This window comes from Vibrio vulnificus NBRC 15645 = ATCC 27562 (genome assembly GCF_002224265.1).
GTDB lineage: Bacteria > Pseudomonadota > Gammaproteobacteria > Enterobacterales > Vibrionaceae > Vibrio > Vibrio vulnificus.
Genome location: NZ_CP012881.1, coordinates 3,169,242 through 3,191,892, shown reverse-complemented (window position 1 = coordinate 3,191,892; position 22,651 = coordinate 3,169,242). Strand labels below are relative to the sequence as shown.

Annotated in this window: 16 protein-coding genes; 9 read left to right on the top strand and 7 right to left on the bottom strand. The window is 45.0% G+C overall.

What is annotated here, in order from left to right; all coding sequences use genetic code 11:
• Positions 1 to 256 precede the first annotated feature (256 nt).
• A complete protein-coding gene (locus tag AOT11_RS15555) occupies positions 257 to 1,099 on the top strand; it encodes a DNA ligase (RefSeq protein WP_017422087.1) in 843 nt (280 codons plus the stop codon).
• Between the two features lie 250 nt (positions 1,100 to 1,349).
• Positions 1,350 to 3,269 carry a GGDEF domain-containing protein gene (locus tag AOT11_RS15550; RefSeq protein WP_017422086.1) on the top strand — a complete coding sequence of 640 codons (1,920 nt, stop codon included), beginning with the start codon at positions 1,350 to 1,352 and terminating at the stop codon, positions 3,267 to 3,269.
• 100 nt (positions 3,270 to 3,369) lie between these two features.
• Here the strand turns inward: AOT11_RS15550 and AOT11_RS15545 are convergent, their stop codons facing one another.
• Both AOT11_RS15545 and AOT11_RS15540 read right to left on the bottom strand, forming a co-directional pair.
• Positions 3,370 to 3,852: a YajQ family cyclic di-GMP-binding protein gene (locus AOT11_RS15545; RefSeq protein ID WP_017422085.1), complete on the bottom strand. Its 483-nt coding sequence runs from the start codon at positions 3,850 to 3,852 to the stop codon at positions 3,370 to 3,372.
• 25 nt (positions 3,853 to 3,877) lie between these two features.
• The gene (locus AOT11_RS15540; protein WP_017422084.1) at positions 3,878 to 4,930 is read right to left on the bottom strand and encodes a 3-deoxy-7-phosphoheptulonate synthase; all 1,053 of its coding nucleotides are present in this window, start codon (positions 4,928 to 4,930) and stop codon (positions 3,878 to 3,880) included.
• 340 nt (positions 4,931 to 5,270) lie between these two features.
• Between AOT11_RS15540 and AOT11_RS15535 the strand changes: the two genes are divergently transcribed.
• Positions 5,271 to 5,756 carry a PaaI family thioesterase gene (locus tag AOT11_RS15535; protein ID WP_011150249.1) on the top strand — a complete coding sequence of 162 codons (486 nt, stop codon included), beginning with the start codon at positions 5,271 to 5,273 and terminating at the stop codon, positions 5,754 to 5,756.
• Positions 5,757 to 5,758: 2 nt separating this feature from the next.
• Here the strand turns inward: AOT11_RS15535 and AOT11_RS15530 are convergent, their stop codons facing one another.
• Entirely contained in the window at positions 5,759 to 7,117 is a 1,359-nt protein-coding gene (locus AOT11_RS15530) for a hypothetical protein (protein ID WP_011080494.1), read from the bottom strand.
• Between the two features lie 96 nt (positions 7,118 to 7,213).
• Between AOT11_RS15530 and AOT11_RS15525 the strand changes: the two genes are divergently transcribed.
• Positions 7,214 to 8,050, top strand: a complete 837-nt coding sequence (locus AOT11_RS15525; protein ID WP_017422083.1) for a CvfB family protein — start codon at positions 7,214 to 7,216, stop codon at positions 8,048 to 8,050.
• 236 nt (positions 8,051 to 8,286) lie between these two features.
• On the opposite strand, the gene rsmF is transcribed toward AOT11_RS15525, so the two are convergent.
• The 4 genes from rsmF to AOT11_RS15505 all read right to left on the bottom strand — a co-directional run bounded on the left by rsmF (position 8,287) and on the right by AOT11_RS15505 (position 15,546).
• The gene (gene rsmF / locus AOT11_RS15520) at positions 8,287 to 9,705 is read right to left on the bottom strand and encodes a 16S rRNA (cytosine(1407)-C(5))-methyltransferase RsmF (protein WP_026050690.1); all 1,419 of its coding nucleotides are present in this window, start codon (positions 9,703 to 9,705) and stop codon (positions 8,287 to 8,289) included.
• Between the two features lie 98 nt (positions 9,706 to 9,803).
• Positions 9,804 to 12,461: an MlaD family protein gene (locus AOT11_RS15515; RefSeq protein ID WP_026050689.1), complete on the bottom strand. Its 2,658-nt coding sequence runs from the start codon at positions 12,459 to 12,461 to the stop codon at positions 9,804 to 9,806.
• Entirely contained in the window at positions 12,445 to 13,707 is a 1,263-nt protein-coding gene (locus AOT11_RS15510) for a paraquat-inducible protein A (RefSeq protein WP_017422080.1), read from the bottom strand. Before AOT11_RS15510 ends, AOT11_RS15515 begins: the two co-directional genes overlap by 17 nt.
• A gap of 39 nt (positions 13,708 to 13,746) precedes the next feature.
• On the bottom strand, positions 13,747 to 15,546 hold the full coding sequence (locus tag AOT11_RS15505; RefSeq protein WP_017422079.1) for an ABC transporter ATP-binding protein: 1,800 nt from the start codon (positions 15,544 to 15,546) through the stop codon (positions 13,747 to 13,749).
• Positions 15,547 to 15,673: 127 nt separating this feature from the next.
• On the opposite strand from AOT11_RS15505, the gene AOT11_RS15500 reads away from it, so the two are divergent.
• The 5 genes from AOT11_RS15500 (at position 15,674) to pepN (ending at position 22,647) form a co-directional block, all read left to right on the top strand.
• The gene (locus tag AOT11_RS15500; protein WP_017422078.1) at positions 15,674 to 16,147 is read left to right on the top strand and encodes a GAF domain-containing protein; all 474 of its coding nucleotides are present in this window, start codon (positions 15,674 to 15,676) and stop codon (positions 16,145 to 16,147) included.
• 99 nt (positions 16,148 to 16,246) lie between these two features.
• A complete protein-coding gene (gene proQ / locus AOT11_RS15495; RefSeq protein ID WP_013571847.1) occupies positions 16,247 to 16,870 on the top strand; it encodes an RNA chaperone ProQ in 624 nt (207 codons plus the stop codon).
• Between the two features lie 17 nt (positions 16,871 to 16,887).
• Positions 16,888 to 18,888, top strand: coding sequence for a carboxy terminal-processing peptidase (prc, locus tag AOT11_RS15490; protein WP_017422076.1), 2,001 nt, complete (start codon positions 16,888 to 16,890; stop codon positions 18,886 to 18,888).
• A gap of 201 nt (positions 18,889 to 19,089) precedes the next feature.
• The gene (locus AOT11_RS15485) at positions 19,090 to 19,758 is read left to right on the top strand and encodes a hypothetical protein (protein WP_011080485.1); all 669 of its coding nucleotides are present in this window, start codon (positions 19,090 to 19,092) and stop codon (positions 19,756 to 19,758) included.
• A gap of 279 nt (positions 19,759 to 20,037) precedes the next feature.
• Positions 20,038 to 22,647: an aminopeptidase N gene (gene pepN, locus AOT11_RS15480; RefSeq protein ID WP_017422075.1), complete on the top strand. Its 2,610-nt coding sequence runs from the start codon at positions 20,038 to 20,040 to the stop codon at positions 22,645 to 22,647.
• Positions 22,648 to 22,651: the final 4 nt, after the last annotated feature.

Sequence of the window (22,651 nt, the reverse complement as noted above, 5' to 3'; positions counted from 1 at the left end):
GTATGCCAAAAATTAAACTATAAAAATCAAATGGATAGATTGGTTTGTCTTAGGCTTCTCAAATCGAAATGATTTTTTCTCAATTTGAGAATCAGGAAAACACGTCTGAGAGCATGGAAAAATTGTAATTAATAGAACCCTTTTTCGATTTTTACTGAGTGCTGTCGCACATCGTTTATGAACCTCGCAACTAGACGTGAACATGGTGGGGAAATGCGATAAAAACGCTAGGAAGGAAAGGATTAAGGGAAGCAGGATGCGTTTGACTATGTTATCGATGGCGATTCTCGTCGCCATCCCTGCGATGGCTGAGGAAGAGCCATTGCCAATACCAGAGGTGATGCTTGCACAAACTTATGGGCATGGCGTGAAGATCAATGACTACTGGTACAGCGAAAAATTGGATGGTATTCGGGCGTATTGGACCGGCACTCAATTACTCACTCGCAATGGCAATCGAATTTATGCTCCGAAGTGGTTTATTGAAGCATTGCCACCGATGGCGCTCGATGGTGAGTTATGGGCTGGACGAGGCAATTTTCACATTGTGCAGCAGACGGTGTTGGACACCACGCCTGATGAGCATGCATGGAAGCAGATTGACTTTATGGTTTTTGACCTACCTGAGTCAGCGGGTGATTACCAAAAGCGCTACTATACCCTGATCGATTTAGTAAAAAACATCGACGCAAGGCACATCAAATTTGTTGAGCACAAACCGATTGTCAGCGAAGCACAGCTTTTTGAAAAACTGGATGCCATTACTGGCGTCAGTGGAGAAGGGGTGATGCTTAGGAACATTACCAGTCGCTACCAAGCGGGGCGGGGCAGTGATCTACTAAAACTGAAGAAGTACAGTGATGCAGAAGCGATGGTCATTGGCTATAAACCAGGGAGTGGCCGTTTAATGGGGATGCTAGGTGCTTTGTTAGTGCGGCTCGATGATGGGACTGAGTTCTATATTGGTAGTGGTTTCACTGACGAACAACGCAAAAATCCCCCCGCCATTGGTGCGACCGTTACTTATCGACACAATGGTTTCACTAACAGCGGCAAACCCAAATTTGCCCGATATCTGCGAGAGCGTCTTCCAGAATAAATGGTCTAAATAACAGAACTTCTAACTGAAATGCATTGATTGTGTGACGAATGTCTTGCGTTATAGAGTTGGAAATTATATAACGCAGTCTCCATGTTTTTTGTATGTTTATCATCTATCTGCGCTATGAAATGATAGCTTTCATGGTTCTAACTTATCGTTTTTGCTCTGTCGTCTGCGTTGCTTTGATGGCGTGGCATTGCGGTAGCCCTGTATTCAAGGAAGAGCGAATCTGAGTCAGTAATGCCGAATGTCATCAAAAGTTAAACCGTTATTCATATCACTTTTTTCTGCTCTCATTCCAACTGCGGTTTTTGCCGAGCCTCATGCCTTACCTTGCGATCTCTACCTAGATGAGATCATCTCTGAGCAAGAGCATGTTTACCTTCAGTATTACGTGGATTCGCTACGCTACCCACAAATCACGGCAAATAAAGCGTTCGTTTATCCAGAAAATGGCAGCGATAACGCCAAAGCTTTGTATTTGTTTGCTAAAAACAACCTCTTTAAGTATGAAGGAAAAGAAAGCTCCAACTTACCTGAAGTGCTTGAGTTGGCAGAGCAAACGGATCAGCAATGGATTAAGGCTGAAGCGAAGTTAACGCAAGGTCGTGGGCTGATGGCCCAAAATCATTTTCGCCAAGCAGAGGCGTATTTTCTTGAAGCGCAAGAGATGGCCGATGCGCTTGGCTACCAGTCTTTAGAAGGGCGCGCGCTAAAATGGCTCGGCAACGTAGCCTATGAGTTTACCGATTTTACGGTGGCGCTGAATCAGTATCATCGTGCGTTAGAGATTTTTGAACAGAATGAAGAGCCGCTTCAGGCTTCTATGGTGCTCAATAATATCTCCACTGTGTACATGGATAGTAAAGATTGGCAACGTGCGGAGCAATTCAATCGTCAGTCTAATCGACTCTATGACTCCAATCATTTCAAAAACACTTTGTTTGAAGCCATCTTACTCACGAATGCCAGTGTGATTGATGGGGCCATGGGGCGTAAAGATTCTGAACTCACTAACATCAGATTGGCATATGAAAAGGCCGGCTTGGCAGGGGCCAGCTATCTAAAAATTAAAACCCTAGTCAACATGACGGAAGTATTGCTGAGGCAAGAGCACACGCAACTCGCCATGGAAACAGGTTTAGAATGTCTCAAATTTGCACAGAAAAACGGCACTGAGAGTCAAATTGCTCATTGCCAAGACATTCTTGCGGAAGTGTTCCTCGTCGAAAATGAACTCAAAGATGCTACCAGCTATATCCAGTTGGCATTGAAGCAGTTTGAAGAAGATAAAGAGACCATTGCGATCATTGAGGCGCTAAAAACATTGTCTCGAATTCAACAGCAATCGGGTGAACTCAAGTCTGCGCTGCAAACTTATCAAACCGCGTCGCAGTTAGAGCAAAAATACCTCACAGAATCGTTTAATTCGGACGTGGCGATTGTCAGAGGTCGGCTCGATGAAAAACTCGCGTCGCAAGAGTTGATGTTGCTGGAGGCGCAAAATGCATTGCAACTGACCCAACTGGAAGCGCAAAAATTACGTGAACGGGCCTATATGCTGACCGTGACTCTATTCTCGTTTCTCGCCTATCTGCTTTGGCGTAAACTCAAAGCAAGCCAACGTTTACAACAAACATTGACGCAACAAAACGTGCGGCTAGAGACGCAATCTATGATTGATCCTCTTACGCGGGTAAACAATCGCAGCTATCTGGATAAATGGTGGCAAAGCATCAGCAACAAGTCAGACACCATGAACACGCCGAAATGCTTGGCTGTAGTCGATATCGATCATTTCAAACAGATCAATGATACATATGGACATCAAGTGGGTGATGATGTGTTGTCTAAGGTGGCCGACATGCTTAGCTGCTGTACGCGTGGTGACGACTTGCTGCTGCGATGGGGGGGAGAAGAGTTTGTTCTGGTATTGAATCTAACTTGCCAACAGGCCCATCAGACATTAACCAGGCTGCAAGAAGCGATTTCGCGAACTGAAATTGCCGCATCGGATGAGGTTGTCGCCGTTACGGTTTCGATTGGTGCGGTTTGTGTCTCTTCGGCTCATGAATTGCAGAAAAATTGGGAACCCTATTTATCGCAAGCCGATGAAGCGTTATATGACATCAAACGTGGTGGCAGAAATGGCGTAAAAGTCATCTGAGCCCCTTTTCTTTTTCCTTTCTGCGCAGTGTTTATTCTATCGCAGATAAACAAAAAGCCTCATCAGAGGCTTTTGTCGTTGATATATCGCCATATCGCGATTAATCACGGAAGTTATTGAACTGGAATGGTTGGCCAAGTTCTGCGGCACGAATTGCGGCAATAGCTTCTTGCAAATCGTCGCGTTTTTTACCCGTTACGCGAACTTTGTCGCCTTGGATAGAAGCTTGTACTTTCAGTTTGGCATCTTTAATCAGCTTAACGATTTTTTTCGCCATTGGCGTTTCAATGCCTTGAAGGAAAACAATGTCTTGATGCCAGTTTTTACCTGTCTGCTCAGCTGTTTTCGCATCCATAGAGTTTGCGTCAACACCACGCTTAGCAAGGTGACCACGTAAAATATCGCGCATTTGCTTTAACTGGAAGTCACCTTCAGCAGAGACTTTTACCGTTTGCTCTACTAGCTCAAAGCTAGCTTGCACGTTACGAAAATCAAAACGAGTCGAAAGCTCACGGTTTGAGTTGTCTACAGCGTTGCGTAGTTCAACGGTATCGATTTCAGAAACAATGTCAAATGACGGCATGGTTTAAGTTCCTATAGTTATTATCTTAACGGCTTTCTTTTACAGCAGTCGCAAGCATGTCCAGCATTTGCGCTGTGTGTTCCCAGCTTAGGCAAGGGTCAGTGATCGATTGGCCGTAGGTCAAGTTATCAAGATCAGTCATCGGCTGATTGCCTTCGGTAATAAAGCTTTCTGCCATGATGCCCGCGATATAAGTGCTGCCCGCTTTTAGTTGGTTACAAATGTCTTGCGCGACATCGAGCTGTTTACGATGTTGCTTTTCACAGTTCGCGTGACTGAAATCAACGATCAAACGTTGTGGCAAATCGAATTCAGCCAGTGACTGACATGCAGACTCAACCGATTTTGCATCAAAGTTAGGGCCGGTATCACCACCACGCAGAATAATGTGTCCGTATGGGTTACCACTGGTGCGGTAAACGGTCATGCGGCCATTTTTATCTGGAGAGTAGAAGTAATGTGAAGCTTTTGATGCGCGAATTGCATCAATTGCAATTTTCACGTTGCCGTTGGTGCCGTTTTTAAAGCCAACCGGGCAGGAGAGTGCTGACGCCATTTCACGGTGAATTTGCGATTCAGTGGTTCGTGCACCAATTGCGCCCCAAGTGATCAAATCAGCAATATATTGACCGGTGATCATGTCAAGAAACTCGGTTGCGGTGGCAAGGCCAAGTTTGTTGATGTCGAGCAATAGCTTACGTGCTTTATGTAAGCCAGCTTCTAGCGCATACGAGCCATCCAGATTTGGGTCGGTAATGAGGCCTTTCCAGCCCACCACAGTGCGTGGTTTTTCAAAGTAGGTACGCATAACGATGAACAGCTCATCGCGATACTGCTCTTGAATCGAGCTTAAACGCGTCGCGTAATCAATCGCGGCTTCAGGATCGTGCACAGAGCAAGGACCGACAATCACCAAAAGGCGGTTGTCCTTACCCGTTAAAATATCTTCAATTTGTCTGCGAGATTTCGCAATTCGCTCGGCCACATCGTCGGTAATCGGATGGGCTTGGCTCAACTCAGCGGGAGTTGGCATTGGACCCAAAGGTTGGGTTCTCAATTCATCTGTTTTTAGTGGCATGTGATAGCTTTGTATTTTATTACGAAGCGGTAAAGATAACGGAATTAGCCACAGGAATAAACCATTTAACGGGATTCTTAGCCATCTATTTAAGTGTCAAACTGTAAAGCTGGCGTGAATTAAAATGAATATAAGCGTAAGTGAAACAGTATGAGTAACTGTTAATAAATAAAAGCCTTAATGAAAAGGGAGTTAATGAACATTTTCCACTGAATTGATGATGAATCGTGGGGATAAATTCGTGATGGACTCAGCGACTTGATGATTTTTGTTAACAATTCTTTGACAACTGGCGCTGTGCGCAGGAAACTGGTCTGACTAGTTATAAGGAAACGCCACTATGCTTACGTCACTACAAAAAGCCAATCTTTATCTCAATATGTTTGGGTTTTCAAAAGTTCCCCTGATCTGGTTGTGTCGCCCTAAAATCATTGCCATTGATGAAAAAATGGTGGAAGTGAAAATCCCTCTAAGAAAACGAACAAAGAACCACCTCAATAGCATGTACTTCGGTGCATTAGCGGTAGGTGCGGATGTGGCAGGTGGTTTTTTGGCGATGAGCAAAGCCAAAAATCAAGGAGAGAAAATTTCTTTGGCGTTTAAGGGCGTTAAGGCGGAATTTCTTAAAAGGCCAGAGGCGGATGTGCATTTTGTTTGCCATGATGGTCCTTTGATCGACCAAATGCTCGCGCAAACCATGCAAACGGGTGAGCGGGTGAATCAAGATGTTCGAATTACCGCGCTGTGTCCCACTTTGCACGGAGACGAGCCGATGGCCGAATTTGATTTAACCCTATCGATTAAAAAAGTGGTGCCTAGAGCATAACGCTATGTTTCAGGCTGTTCGATTTTCTCGATGGCAACAATTTTCGAGCGATTCATGACAATTTTCCAGCGGTAGTAAACGGGTTCACCTTGGTGGGTGTTTTCTTTCACGATCAGATTAAAGAGATGGCGTTTTTCCACTGATTCGCGACTGACTTGCCCATCTTGTAACCGATAGATACGGTTACTGCCTTTGTCCATCAAGCGTGTAAATGGTCTTAAACTGATGTTGAATGTTTCTCGTGTTTGTTCATAGCCACTCAAAAAGCGAGATGTCGACATTTCCGTTTTGGCATGGTAGTGAAGAATTTGCTCTTCTCGCTGAACCACGCGTCGTTTCCGAATGGCCTGAATGCGATCCGGCAGTTTATTGATGACGGTGTAATCTAACCATTCCAACTTGTGGCCGACCTCTTTCCCCGTCGTGGGGTCGGTGTATTTACGACGCCACTTCGGCTTACCTTTGCGGATCCAACGCCACATCATGTCGCGCAAGTCATCTTTAAAGATTTCACGTAAAGCATAAATGATCGACATAGCGACGATGAATGACGCAGAAATTTCACCAAGATAATCTCGCGCAGAAATGACCGTGGTTGTTACAAACACCATGACAAGACCGGTTGCCAAGCCTTTGATCATGCGTTTGATGTTCTTGCCTAGTGAGGTGGTTTTCTCATTCAACACAATCGGGTGCTCAATCAAGCGGCGCAGTAAACGCATTTTGTTGGTCATGCGCGTTGCATCGTCTGCTGCGTTGGACGAGTTGTACTTATTGAGCTTTCGATGTGCTTGCTCTTTTTCGCAGAGAGTGATTAAGCGATCCTTGATGGTGCTGTAATCGCCTTCACGCGGTAAGTGGGCAACCAAGGCAAGAAATTTTTGTTCGGTGTACCAAGAAAGATAGTTATCGATGTTGACGTAATAACGCTTAAGAATCTCTTCATAGGGGATAGAGCGGCGCAGTCTTTTGAGGATATCGAGAGAAATCTCTATCACCTCATCGACTTGATCTTCGGTGACGCCGTCACTAGATTGCTCATTCAGCTTAGCCACGGCTTTATCGAGTGCGATGACGTATTGATAGGCAAACAAACTCAAGCTAACACGATACTGAGTATTTGATAAACGCCCCCGCTGCGCTAATCGGCTGTGCACCAGCGGAAGTAGCGTTTTGTCACTGTAATAAGAACGCTTTTGCACAACAGAGGTATAGTAAAACTCAGATTCAGAGAGCACTTCAGGCGTTAGCCCAAGCTCTCCAGGAACGAATAGGTAGAAGTCGAGATCGAGTTTTTTACTTGCCCCCATAATATGGCTGATCTTGAGGGTGATGGAGTCTTGTTTATCGACTGAAATCAACGAAATACCCTATTTGATAAATAATTGTATTGAGACTTGCGCAAGAATAGCAGAGATCACGTATAATCTCTGCAAATTTGCAGTGAGATATATTCAATGATTAAAGTTGGTCAAATTAACAACTTAGAAGTAACTAAACGCACAGATTTTGGTGTATTCCTAGATGGAAAAGACTATGGCAGCATTTTACTGGCAAATAAGCATGTGCCAGAAGGCTGTGAGGTCGGCGCTCAAATCGATGTTTTTATTTACTTTGACTCCGACAATCAGTTGGCTGCTACAACTGAAACGCCAATCGCACAAGTGGGCGAATGGGGCTTGATGAAGGTTGAGGGGGTCAACAGCACGGGTGCTTTTGTTAACTGGGGCATCAAAGAAAAAGATCTGCTAGTGCCATACAGTGAGCAACGCAGTCGTTTTACTGCTGGTCAATCGATTCTCGTGTATGTGTACACCGATAAAGCCTCTGGTCGCATTGTCGGCACCACCAAATTCAATAAGCTGCTTGATAAAACACCAGCGAATTACACCCGCAACGAGCAAGTGGATCTGATCATTGCCGAGCGCAGTCAACTGGGCTTCAAAGCGATTGTGAACGGTTCACACTGGGGCATGATTTTTCCATCGGATGTTTTTGGCAAGCTGTTTATCGGCAAGAAACTGAAGGGATACATCAAAAACGTTCGTGAAGATGGCAAAATTGACCTTGCATTGCAAAAAGTGGGCGTTGCCAAAATGGACGACCTTTCTGAAAAAGTCCTCGAGTTACTTGAAAAGAAAGGGGGCTTTTTGCCACTCAACGATAAGTCGACTCCAGAGGCAATTTTTACGGCTTTTCGCACTAGCAAAGGGACGTACAAGAAAACCATCGGCGGATTGTTTAAAGCAGGCAAGATCGTCATTGAGAAAGATGGTATTCGCGCGGTGAAGTAGTCACTGGTCATTCTTGCCAGCAAAAAAAAGGCCCATCGGTTCCGTCGGTGGGCCTAGGGGAAATGGCTCTTAAGAGCCTGCGCTAAACAGTGTTGCTATGTGAGTGGTAAGAATGTTACAGAAGGGGAGATTCTTACTCGGGTTTCACATCCAACTGATCCTAAGTGTAGTACAGGCTTACTGCGCTGCTTGGTTCTAAGACCCACGCAGCGCTGATTCTGGAAGCAGTCTTAGATTTAGAACAAATTCTTATCTCTGACTAATTCTCGCGGTAATCCATTCTTAATTTTGTTACTTACCCACTTACCCAAACCAATAATTGCGCCTTGGTAGCGAACGAAAACTTCGCCTTTGCCACTGTTTTCTGGGTAGATATCGCGGCCCATAAACCATTCGCGTGCGGCATCGGTGTCAATGTCCACAACGGTTTTCTCATCGCCACTGGCTAGTGTTGTCGCAATCTGATGCTGCCAACGATAGCCATTCTTGTGCTTTTCAGCCAGCTTGATCCCCATACGAGAGAAACGCAGTTCACCCAGCATGGGTTCTAAAGCATTAGGGAAGAGCCAAACATCGTTGTCTCGTAACCAAATGGTGCTGTCCGCTGGTAAACTGATATCGAGTGAATCAGAGAGGGATTTCTCAATCAAAGCGCTCTCTTTTTTACTCGCTTTTTGAAATGGAAACTTACCCATTTTCTTGTTGACGTCTGGAGTGTTGACCGACGCCAGTTTGCGAATACGCGCGACGAAGAAGCCTTCACTGTCGTACACTTGTGGGAAAATATGCAGAAACCCTTCTTCTGTTAACGCTTTTTCTGCGCCATCAAAGAGTGAACTCAAACTTTCAAACGCCACGGCATCGCCAAACGTGTGTTTTAGATGGTGACAAACTTGCTGGTTTTCTTCTTCGCTCAAGGTGCAGGTCGAGTAAACCATGACTCCGCCCGGTTTGAGCGCTTGAAACGCACTTTCAATAAGATCTTTTTGTGTCGCGGCGATTTCCAGTACCGATTCTTGGGACCAGTTTTTCATGGCATCTTCGTCTTTACGCACAGTGCCTTCACCTGAACAAGGGGCGTCAAGCAATACGGCATCAAACGATTCTGGTAGCCAACCACCAAACACGCGGCCATCAAAGTTGCTCAATGCTGCATTCCGAACGCCGCATCGTTCAATGTTGGCGTGAAGCACTTTCACCCGGCTTGCCGCATACTCGTTCGCGACCAAAATGCCTTGGTTGTTCATTAATGCTGCGATTTGTGTGGTTTTAGAACCAGGTGCTGCAGCGGTATCCAGCACCGATTCAAATTGGTTTTCACCTAGAAATAGTGCGCTAACTGGCATCATTGAGCTGGCTTCTTGAATATAGAACAAACCGCACATGTGCTCGGCGGTGTTGCCAAGCGGCACTTTGCTTTCATCTGCCTCAATCCAAAAACCGGTTTCACACCAAGGAACAGGGTGAAGTGTCCAACCTTTCTCTTGCGCGATGGTAAGAAATGCATCAACGGAGATCTTGAGCGTGTTGACGCGGATACTTTTACGCAGTGGCTGCTGACAATAGGCGATGAAGTCGTCCATGTTCAGGGCGCGAGGTAGGATGGTTTTGATTTTGTCCAGAAAGGTTTCTGGCAGATAGACGTTTGAATGCACAGTAGGGTTCCAGGTGCCAATATGGGAGGGGAATGATAAACGAATTGGCGAGCAGACAAAAATAAAAATGCAGCCCGAAAGCTGCATTTAGAGTCACACTAAGGTTTAGGAATGGCTGTTCGCCACTTTTTCCACTCCTCCTCGGCTTTGTCGTAGAGGAAAAACGCTTGGCCTTGTTGCGCGATAGGTTCCAATTGTTTTTGCGGTGGGGTTGCGAAGGCAATACCACCTCGGACCAAGCTATCAAATGAGCCAGCTTTAATGTTGGCACCGGATAGGCCGATTGAGACGTCTACGCCAGACACATTCCAAAACAGGCTGTTTTGTCTGACCAAATATGCGTATTCGTTTTGAACCTCGATACTAAAGACTACACGATCAGCAAACTTACCAAGCTGGACATCGGTCACGCTGCCTACTTCCATATCGCGATAAAGAATCGGCGTTCCAACACTGACCGAGCCACGATGCTCACTTTGTAGTGTAAACATCGTCCCCGTTGGATGAGGTGGCTTATTGGCCAATTCAAAACTGAATGCTGCTTTTCCTTTGCCGGGCTCTACTTGGATGTATTTGCTGAGTAGGGCATCGATGTTTTTTACCCCATTTAGACCAATCTTGGGTTCGGCTAACCAAAAATGCGAATCTTGTAAAGCCACATTGGCGACGTACTCAGGCAGAATTCTTGCCGATGCCTCTACGATGCCTTTGTTGAAATCAGGTGCCACCAGTGTAATTTCTCCCACTTTGACCCCTTGATATTGGATTGCCATTCCTTTGCTGAGGGATTGGCCTCCATCGGTTTTAAGCGTAATGATTCGACCAAATTTACGCGCTTGGTTTTGGTCGGGGTAGAGTTTCCAATGCTGTCCCGTTTTGTTCTCAATGCCAGCGACCGTGTCAAAAGCAATCCCACCTTGTAGTAGGGTTTTAAGCGGAGCGGCTTTGATCGCCACACCAGCCAAGCTGGCGTCCACTTCGACACCCGAGCGGTTCCAAAACACCGTTTGATCATTGATGAGGTGCTTATAACGATTCTCGATGCTGATAGCGACTTCAACCCCACCGTTGGCCAAAGAGAAATCTGAGACGCTACCAACGGGTAGGTTGCGGTAGAGAAGAGGACTTCCTTTTGAAATCGGCGGTAATTCTGCAGCAAACAGGGTCAATGTTTGCGAGCCCGTTTGATTGAACTTTGCCAGCTCGGCAAGTGAGCGACTTTGGAACAGCTGATAGGTTGGATTAGCGCTGTTTTTTCCTTCACTGACGAAGCTAATCGAGCCTGTGAGTAGCTGTTTGGCTGGCGGTACAGTGACACTCAGGCCAGATTCAGTCAGCTCAGCGGTTGCACTGCCTGTGACGAAAAAGCGGTTGTTGGCGCGAATTAAATGGGCGTATTGTTTGTCGATGAGGACATCAAGATACACTTCGTTGGCAGGTTGACGGGCTGTTTTTTCGTCCAGTAAGCCGACTTTGATCACCGAACCAACAACAATCCCTTTGTAAAGGATGTTCGCACCTGCATCGAGACCGTACGAGCTATCTGACAAGAGACGCACAGACAAGGACTTAGCTTGTTGTTGTGAATATTCCTCTTTTTTAATCGCAGTAAAGCGGCGAGATTTTTCACCGTCACCGGGAATGATGGTAAGGAAATTACCGCGAACCAAATTACTGATGTTTTCGACACCAGAAAGCGACACTTTGGCTTCTTCTAACACAAAATCACTGCCTGTTGTCAGCATGTCGCTAAAGGCCGGTTGAATAGCGGCATTGGCAATGATCACTTCACGCCCTTCTGAAAGCGAAAGATTGGTAATTTCACCGACTTCAATGCCTCGGTACATAATCGGTGCCCCGTTTGAGCTAATGTTATGACCATCGGGGAGGGTGATTTGTACCGAAATCCCGCGGCCTGCTGTTTTGAGGTCGCGATATAAACGAAACTGAGCATTTTTCTCCACAGGTTCACCATCATCTGGCGAATCGACCGCGATGGCGCCGCCAAATAATGCGCTCATGCTTTCCAAACGAACGTCCACACCTTCAAAGCCAATGCTGGCCCCAATGCCACTGACATTCCAAAATCGGCTCTGCTGGTTAATGATATGGCGATATTCATCGTCAATTCGAGCAAGAATGGTCACCGACTTACCGTTTTCCGCTAAGCGGTAACTGTATACTTCTCCGATGGGGATTTTCTTGTAAACAATTTTAGAACCAATGGAAACGCCTCCCAGATCGCGGGCACGTAAGGTGATCGTCAGGCCCTTCTCTGCAAGAATATCGGTTGGCGCGCTATCAAGCGCATAAAACACGGTTTCGGCTTCATCGTCGTCATTGCCGGGTTGAATAGCGATGTAGTTACCAGAAACCAACGCATCAAGACCAGAGATACCAGAGAGACTGGCCGTTGGTTTTACCAACCAAAAACGGGTGTTTTTGTTGAGTAGTTGAGTCGCTTCGGGATAAATATCGGCATCGACGTAGATATTAGAAAGGTCTTTGGAGAGGTTAATATCTCGAACCATGCCGACTTCTAAGCCTTGATAGCGAATCGTTGTGCGACCTGCAACCAACCCTTGTGCGTCAGAAAAGTAAATTTGAACTCGTTGTCCTGCATCGTGGATCGCCTTCGCGACCAACCATCCCGCAAGCAGCATGGTTAAGATAGGCAAAATCCAAAGGGGAGAAATCCCTTTGTTTTTTCGCACATCAGGAGTGTAAGATTTTTGCGAACTATTTTGTTTGCTCATGCAATGACTCATCTTTATTTGCATCTGAGTAGTTGTCCCAGATTAATCGGGGATCAATACTTTCTGCGGCCAACATGGTTAACACAACAACCATACCAAATGCGACCGCTCCATATCCGGGAGTAAAATCGAGAATTTGACCTCGATCGACTAAGGTCATCATGATCGAGATGACAAAAAGATCCATCACAGACCATTTACCAATCCATTTAACAAAGAAGTAAATGGTCATTCTCTGGCGATGGTAAATCGTACGTTTGAAATGGATGCACAAAAGTATGTAAGTCAAACCGAGTATCTTAGCGACGGGCACCACAATACTGGCGACAAAAATGATCACGGCGATGCCATGCATGCCGTTTTTAATTAAGGATGCAACACCCGAAAAAATCGTATCTTCTAGCCGTTGTCCATTAGTGATCAGAATCGAAATGGGGATTAAGTTGGCAGGAAAAATCGCGACAGTGGCTGCGATCAAATAGGCCCATGTTTTTTGTAATGAGTGCGGTTTGCGATGGTGTAAAGGGCTATGGCAGCGAATACATTTCTCTGCTTCGGGTTGAGACATATGACAGCTATGGCAGTGGACATGCTTTTCTTCGAGCGAGTAGTGGCTTTCTGCATGCCATGTTTCCCAATATCGCCTGACACTGACGCGAGTTATGAGCAAGACACTAAAAAGTTGCAATAGGAGCAAGCCAACTAAGCCTGGCCCAACGAAAATATCGGAATAGTCTTGCAGTTTAAAACATGAGATGGCAATGCTGACGAGGAAGACATCCAGCATCATCCAGTGTTTAAGATTTTGCACGATTTCCAGTGAATACTTGAGCACTCGAAACCAGCGATAATGCAGCGCCATATGAGCAGTCACCACAGCACTGCACACTAATAAGGGGGCTAATGAGCTGCAAAACATGATCAGCAGTGAAAGAGCAACAAAGCCTTCATCCATTAAGGTCAACATGCCGGAAGGGAGCGTTGCAGGGATCATGACACCAAAAAGTCGGATGCTGATAAAGTTAAAAAAGTGAGATGGGATAAACAGCATCAAACAGGTGATCGCGATGGCAAGGTTACCAGAAAGGCTAGGGTTGCCACCACGATAGAGCTGCGTTCCACACCTTGGACAATATGCGCTGCGACCTTTGGTAACATGCAACACATCGACGGGAAGTTCGCACCCTTGGCACAAACGGACTTTTTCAATTTGGGTTTGATGCTGATGAGTAGTAGGAGAGGTCATTGCGACCTCTCTACATGGGCGACAGAAGACGTGCTGCCACTAGCTGGCATGCGATTGGACACTGCCATAAAGTGTTTGATACAAGCCATCTTGTTCAACCAGCTCACTATGTGTCCCGCTTTGTGTAACTTGCCCATCTTCCAATACATAGATCAAATCCGCTTGTTTTACCGCGGACAATCGGTGTGCCACGATAAGCGTTGTCTTTCCTTTCAAATATTCATTAAGCGCTCTATGGAGCGCCGCTTCGGTTGCGGTATCTAACGCAGAGGTCGCTTCATCCAAAATTACAAATTGAGGATCACTCAATACCATGCGAGCAATGGCTAAACGCTGTCTTTGACCTCCGGATAAACGTATTCCATTTCGGCCCACTTGCGTATCTAACCCAGCAGTTAACTGCGAAATAACATCTTGCAGTTGAGCAATTTCTAACGCTTGCCATAGTACGCTTTCGTCATAGTCGCCACCAAGGGTCAGATTATGCCTTAGGCTGTCATTAAATAGTATAGGTTGTTGTAATACAACAGCAATTTTTTCACGAATTAACTCAAAACCAATATCATCGCTGGACTCATTATTGTAGCGAATGACTCCACTGTCTTGTCGGTACACACCAATAAGCAGCTGAATTAATGTGGACTTTCCACCACCACTTGCGCCAACGAGAGCGACTTTCTTTCCCGCTGGGATTCGTAAATTCAACTGATTTAATACAGTGGTTTCACTGTTGTAAGAGAAGCTGACATTTTCGACCGAAACATCAATTTCTTTGCCATCATTGAAAGGATTGACTTTCGACTCAGGTCTATACTCTTCTTCCAGTTCCAAAAGCGCGTTGATGCGAGCAAGCGCCGCTTTCGCGCTATACCAAGAAAACTGGATACCTAGCAGTTCTTGAACCGGAGTCAGCATGAACCAAAGATAGCCAAAAACAGCAAAAATTTGGCCAATAGTGAGATCACTAAAGAGCACCATGAGCATCGCAACGGCGCGAAACAACTCAAAACCAAGTAAAAAGAGCAAGAAGGAGACTCTACCTGCCGCTTCGGATTGCCAAGCATATTTGTCTGCGTTGAGTCGGACTTGATCGGCTTGCTGTTTGAGCTCTGAGAGAAACTCTCTTTCCTTATTGGCTGCTCTCAATTGATAGATGCCATCAAGGGTTTCAACCAAGCGATTTTGAAACTGCTCAAATGCTTGGTTTTCGCGCTTTTTGAGATGTTTGACTTTACTGCCTAGCTTTCTTGAGAAGTAAATAACGATAGGGTTCACTAAGAGGATAAACAGGCCAAGTCGCCATTCCAACCATAGCAAAACACCCGCAGTGCCGATGACGGTAAGCAAACTAATCACGAACTTCGCTAAGGTGCTGCCGATGAATTGGTCAATGGTTTCGATGTCTGTGATGAGGTGAGCGTTGATGCCTCCGCTACCTCGAGTTTCATATTGACGAATACTGATGCGACCGAGTTTGTCGATCATCTTAGCGCGCATTTGATAAGTAATGGTTTTTGAGACCAAGGTGAACTGGCGGCTCTGTAAAATGTTTAGTGCTTGGCTGGTGATACGCATCAGGATCACCAGTAACAAAGTCAAAAAGATATACCCTGTTGGTGTTTGCCATGCTTGAGGCAATAGGGTATTCATGGCTGCCAATCCTTTACCCGGTTGATCAAGTAACACTTCGTCAACCATGAGTGGCATAAGTAGAGGAATTGGGACGCTAACCAAAGTAGCAACAATGGCAATGAGGTTCGCAAACACAAGCTTAGATTTGTGTTTTTTTGCTTGTGTTAAAAGCCAGGAGCGGCTAATAGTGTCGGATGTCGATAACATTATAATGAGAATAAGTCCTATTTATATTAGAGTCAGCATTCTAGCGGCTGTTGATTCTATTCCAAAGTAAATTCAGGAAATTATTAATGCACGCTTCAGGTGTGCAATAAACAATTGGAAGCTTTATATGACCATAGAACATTACCAAACACTCACCAAACAAGCAGTCGCACTTATTGAATCAGAGCGTGACTTAATCGCCAATCTTTCCAACATTAGTGCGTTGCTGAACATGGGAATGTCCGATCTCAACTGGGTTGGATTTTACTTATATAAAGAAGACGAGTTGGTTTTAGGGCCATTTCAGGGAAAAGTAGCGTGCGTGCGAATTCCTATGGGTAAGGGCGTATGCGGAACGGCAGCGCAAACTTATACTGTTCAACGAGTGCAAGATGTGCACGAGTTTGAAGGACACATTGCCTGCGATGCGGCGAGCAATTCAGAAATTGTGATCCCATTCTCAATCAATGGGCAATTGGCTGGCGTTTTGGATATTGATAGCCCAAGTGTGGGTAGATTTAGTGAAATTGATGAACAAGGGTTAACTTTTTTCATGGCAGAAGTAGAAAAGCTGCTTAATTCACACGCGAACAACGCATAAATTGGGTAACGAGAGTGGTTTTTCGCCCGCATCTCTCTATAATACGAGAATATTTTTATCTTAATGCTCGCGGGCAGGCCGCTCAAACCAGGACAACTCATGACTGAAAAGTTAAAAAACAGCAAAGAAGTTATTGCATATATTGCTGAATGTTTCCCTAAGTGCTTTACTTTAGAAGGTGAAGCGAAACCTCTTAAAATTGGTATTTTTCAAGATCTTGCTGAACGTCTAAGTGAAGACGAAAAAGTAAGCAAGACTCAGCTTCGAGCAGCGTTAAGACAATACACTTCTTCTTGGCGTTACCTACACGGCGTTAAACTAGGCGCAACTCGCGTTGACCTAGATGGTAACGAGTGTGGTGTACTAGAAGAAGAACACGTTGAACATGCGAAAGCAACGCTAGCGGAAAGCAAAGCTAAGGTACAAGCTCGCCGTAAAGAGCAAGCTCAAAAAGCTCGTGACGAAGAGAAGTCAAAGCCAAAAGCTAAAAAAGCACCTCAGCAACGTCGTGCTAACAAACCTCAGGCGCAAAAGCCGGCGAAACAACCTGTGGAAACACGTGCGCTAAACGCAGATGAATTGATCACTGGTAAAGCGGTTAACGTAAACATGGGTAAAGGAAACATGGCTGCGACTATCGTAGAAATTAATAAGGATGATGTGCGAGTTCAACTGTCTAACGGCCTTCAAATGGTTGTGAAAGCGGAGCACCTTCGCGCATAAAGGAGACACTCCTACGCATGAAATGCCGTTCAAAAGTGACTCTGATTGCTGCTAGCCTTTGGCTAGCAGCGTCAGCTCAGGCTCTAGAAGCCAAACTATCAGAAAAAGATCTCCCTTTACTTGCACCTGAAGTTCAACACGAAACTGCAAGCAAAAGGGTCACTTCTCGTTTTACTCGTTCTCATTACAAGCATTTTAATTTCAACGATGATTTCTCTCGAGCGATGTTTAATCGCTATATAGAAATGCTTGATTACAATAAGAACATCTTCACCCAAGCAGACATTGATTCATTTGAAAAGTGGTCAACAGAGTTGGATGACCAACTCAAAGAAGGCAACAATCAAATCGCGTTCGATGTTTACAATCTCTCAATGAAAAAGCGTTTTGAGCGATTCTCCTATGCTCTCAAACTGCTCGATCAAGAAATCACCTTTGATACGAATGATGAGATTGAACTCGATCGTAGTGATGCGGCTTGGCCCAAGGATCAAAACGAGCTCAATGAACTGTGGCGTCAGCGAGTAAAATACGATGCGCTGAACCTCAAGTTGACTGGCAAAGATTGGCCAGAAATTAAAGAAATTCTAGAAAAACGTTATAACAACGCGATGAAGAGAATTACTCAAACGCGCAACGAAGACGTTTTTCAACTTTACATGAACGCGTTTGCACGCGAAGTGGATCCTCATACCAGTTATCTTTCACCAAGAAACGCTGAACAATTCCAGTCCGAGATGAACTTGTCACTGGAAGGTATTGGTGCTGTTTTACAGATGACGGATGATTACACTGTTATCCGTTCTTTGGTTGCTGGTGGCCCTGCGTCTAAAAGTAAACAGTTAGGCGAGGGGGACCGAATCATCGGTGTTGGCCAAGATAAGAAAGACATCGTCGATGTGATCGGCTGGCGTCTTGATGATGTTGTCCAGTTGATTAAAGGTCCTAAAGGAACCAAAGTTCACCTACAAGTTCTGCCAGAAGGTAAAGATTCGAAGAGTTACGTTGTCACTATTGTGCGTGACAAAATTCGCTTGGAAGACCGAGCGGTGAAGGCCGAGGTGATGGAAAAAGATGGCAAGAAAATCGGTGTTCTAGAAGTACCGAGTTTTTATGTGGGTCTTTCTGCCGACACCGATAAGCTGCTGACTGATCTCAAAGGTAAGGGTGTTGACGGCATCATCGTTGATTTGAGAAACAATGGTGGTGGGGCATTAACTGAAGCCACTGCGCTCACGGGTTTGTTTATTGAAAAGGGCCCAGTGGTTCAAGTTCGTGACAGCTATGGTCGAGTGAAAGTCAACGCTGATACGGATGGACAAATCAGTTATTCAGGCCCGATGACGGTGTTGGTGAATCGCTATAGTGCATCAGCTTCTGAAATTTTCGCCGCTGCACTACAAGACTATGGCCGCGCCATTATTCTTGGTGAAAACTCTTTTGGTAAAGGAACCGTACAACAGCACCGCTCGCTGAATCATATCTATGATTTGTTTGACAAAGAAATCGGTTATGTTCAGTACACCATCCAAAAATTCTACCGAATTGATGGAGGCAGTACGCAAAATAAAGGTGTCGTGCCAGACATTCCTTTCCCTACGGCGATTGATCCTGAGGAAACAGGTGAGAGTGTTGAAGATAATGCTCTACCTTGGGACAGTATTGAGAAAGCGGATTATCAAGTGTTACAACGTAATGGTTCTTTAATTGAACAGTTGCGTGTAAAACACGATGAGCGGATCGCTAACGAGCTAGAGTTTAAGTTTATTGCGGAAGACATTGCGAAGTACAAAGCAGAGAAAGACGACAATACGCTTTCTTTGAATGAAAAAGTGCGTAAGCAAGAATCTGAACAGGCTGATAAGCAGCGCCTAGATCGCATCAATCAACGCCAAGCATTAGCGGGTAAAGAAGCGTTTAAGACGTTAGACGATGTACCCAAAGACTATGAAACGCCAGATGCATACCTTGATGAATCTGTTGCCATCATGGTAGACATGCTGAAAAAACCGTCCTAACACCGGTGTGATGATAAAAAGCGAGCGTTAACGCTCGCTTTTTCATTTATAACCCATAGCAAAGTGAAGGAAAGATGACGTATAGATGAAGTTATTTTTCTCTGAACAATAATGTGATTTAAGTCAAAAAAATTCGCCATATGATGACTCCATGCCTAAGCTTTAAGAAAACGGCATACAGCCCAAGTGTGGAGATGAACAATGAAATGGCTCTTAACTTTGCTCGCTGCGCTAACGCTATCTTCGGTTTACGCTCAAGATACGTCCACTAAATCTGCTGATTTAACCTATTTTGACACCCCTTTATTACTTGGCGATTGGTATTTGGTGAATCCGAATGTTGAAGAAAGTCGTGAAGACTTTAGGGCGATCAAGCTCACGTTAAACTCTAAGTATGAGTTCCAAATCGATATCCAAAAACGCGACTACAGCATTGACCATTGGGAAGGGATCTACACCGCAAATGAAGACACCATCATATTAGGACTCAATACGGATGAGCCTCAAGTCTATCAGTATGAAAGTAATCACAATATGCTCAATCTCAACGGCGTGACGTTCACTAAAGGGTTACCCAATGCACTGGCGGGTATTTGGTCGAGTGCGCAATTATCTGGAGAAGGGATGATCGCGAATCAGATAAACAAAATGGACTTAATTTTACAGCCTGATTTTGTCTTCATGTTTAGGGTGACATCTGAGGATGGGGATGAGTCGGTCAAGAAAGGGGTTTACTACACCGAAGGAAATCATTTGGTGTTGTTATACGAAAATGGTGAGCATGATACAACTTATGTCTTAGACACAGATCAGTTAACGTTACAGGAAGAGAGTGGAGAAATGCTCGCAGTACTTAACCGAGTACGTTAACCCAAGTGGGCCTAATAGAGGCTGTCTAAATGGCAGCAAAAGAGACATATTGATGGATTTTTCATCGGAAAAGAGAAGATTTTCAACGAGTCTTCTCTTTTTTTACGTCAAGCCTTGTTTTATTCGTTTCCAAACCGCATCTAACAGAGGTAATTTATCTGTGCCCGAAAAAACAGACACACAGATGCACAAGTGGTAGTTGCGGTTAGCGTAAACCTTTAAAGCAATTATGAAATAACGACGGGCACATTCTGATTCACTGTACAAGGATTTATAGATATGTCTCAAACCCCACAGGCTAAATATCGTAAAGATTACAAAGCGCCTTCACATACGATAACCGACATCGATTTAACCTTTGATCTTTACGATCACAACACCGTCGTCACGGCGGTTTCTCAAGTTAAGCAACAGGGTGAGAGTGATCTCCTAGAGTTAGATGGTGAAGCTCTAAAACTGATTTCTGTTGCTGTGAATGGTGAAGCATGGTCGGCGTTTGAGGTTAAAGAGAGTTCCTTGGTTATCTCGAATCTCCCAGCAGAGTTTGAACTTGTCATCGTGACCGAAATCGATCCAGAAGCCAACACCGCGTTGGAAGGTCTGTATAAATCGGGTGGTGCTTTTTGTACACAATGCGAAGCTGAAGGTTTTAGACGTATCACATATTACCTAGACCGCCCTGATGTGTTAGCGCGTTACCAGACAAAAGTGATTGCCGACAAAGCACAATATCCTTATTTGCTGAGTAATGGTAACCGCATTGCAGAGGGAGAACTGGAAGGTGGCCGTCATTGGGTTCAATGGCAAGATCCGCATCCAAAACCTGCATACTTGTTTGCTCTTGTTGCCGGCGACTTTGATGTGCTTCGTGATAAGTTTGTCACCAAGTCTGGTCGTAGCGTAGATCTTGAAATCTTTGTCGACAAAGGAAACTTAGATCGTGCGCCACATGCGATGACTTCTCTGATCAATTCGATGAAATGGGATGAAGAACGTTTCGACCTCGAGTATGACCTAGATATCTACATGATCGTCGCTGTTGATTTCTTCAACATGGGTGCGATGGAAAACAAAGGTCTCAATATCTTTAACTCAAAGTTTGTTTTAGCCAACTCTCAGACCGCTACCGATGCAGACTACCTAGGCATTGAGCGCGTGATTGGTCATGAGTATTTCCACAACTGGACAGGAAACCGCGTGACTTGTCGCGATTGGTTCCAACTGAGCTTGAAAGAAGGTTTAACCGTTTTCCGCGATCAAGAATTCTCTTCTGATCTTGGCTCCAGAGCAGTGAATCGCATTCAAAACGTGCGTACCATTCGTGGGCCGCAGTTTGCGGAGGATGCTAGCCCAATGTCTCATCCCATTCGCCCTGATAAAGTGATTGAAATGAATAACTTCTACACGCTAACTGTGTATGAAAAAGGCAGTGAAGTTATTCGCATGTATCATACTTTACTGGGTGAAGAAGGTTTCCAAAAAGGGATGAAGCTCTACTTTGAGCGTCACGACGGTACTGCTGCGACTTGTGAAGATTTTGTCTCTGCCATGGAAGATGCAACGGGTGTTGATTTAACACAGTTTCGTTTGTGGTACAGCCAGTCGGGTACACCAACACTTCGTGTAAGTAGCCTATATGATGCCGAGAAACAAACTTACGCATTAACCGTTGAGCAGTCGACCGAGCCAACACACGAGCAAGCGGAAAAGCAACCATTGCATATTCCATTCGATATCGAGCTTTACGCAGCGAATGGTGATGTGATCCCAATGATCATTGCCGGCGAGCCTGTTGGAAACGTGCTGGATGTGAAAGCGGACAAACAAACCTTCGTGTTTGAGAATGTGGCAGAACAGCCAGTGCCTTCTTTGTTACGTGAGTTCTCTGCACCGGTTAAGCTTGAGTACGATTATTCAGATTGTGAGCTGATGTTCCTTATGGTGAATGCTCGTAACGAGTTTTCTCGTTGGGATGCCAGCCAGATGTTACTGGCAAAATACATTCGTCAAAATGTTGAGCGAGTTCAGGCGGGTGAAGAAGTAGAACTGCCTGAGGCGGTTGTTGATGCCTTCCGTGGTGTGCTTCTTAATGCAGAATTAGATTCTGCGTTCATTGCTGAAGTCATGTCATTGCCAAACCACAATGAAGTGTCTGGTTGGTATAAGCAAGTCGACGTTGATGCGATCGCTCAGGTTCTTAAACAGTTGAAAATCATTCTTGCAACGCAGCTAAGTGATGAGTTGAGCGCACTTTATCATAGCCTCAAGCAAGCTGAGTATACGATTGATCACGCAGCGATTGGTCAGCGTGCGTTACGCAATATCTGTCTAGCGTATCTGGCATATACTCAAGAGGGTAATGATTTGGTATTGAAGCAATACCAAGAGTCGAACAACATGACCGATACAGTTGCAGCGATGGCATCCGCCAACCAAGCGCAATTGCCTTGCCGTGAAGCACTGATGCAAGATTACAGTGATAAGTGGAAGCATGATGGTCTCGTTATGGATAAGTGGTTTATCCTACAAGGCAGCAACCCTGCTGCCAATGCACTAGACGTTGTTAAAGAGACGATGAAGCATGAAGCATTTAGTCTTAAAAACCCCAATCGTACACGTAGCTTGATTGGTTCTTTCCTTGGTATGAACCCAGTGAACTTCCATGATAAATCTGGCGCGGGTTATCGTTTTGCTGGCGAAATCCTACGTGAGTTGAACAGTACCAATCCTCAAGTGGCATCGCGCTTAGTGGATCCTTTACTCAAGTTAGGTAAGTACGATAGTGATCGTCAGGCGTTAATTCGCCAAGAGCTCAAAGCCCTTCAAGGTTTAGAGGATTTGGCAAAAGATCTATTTGAAAAAGTGTCAAAAGCACTAGAAAACGAATAACAGT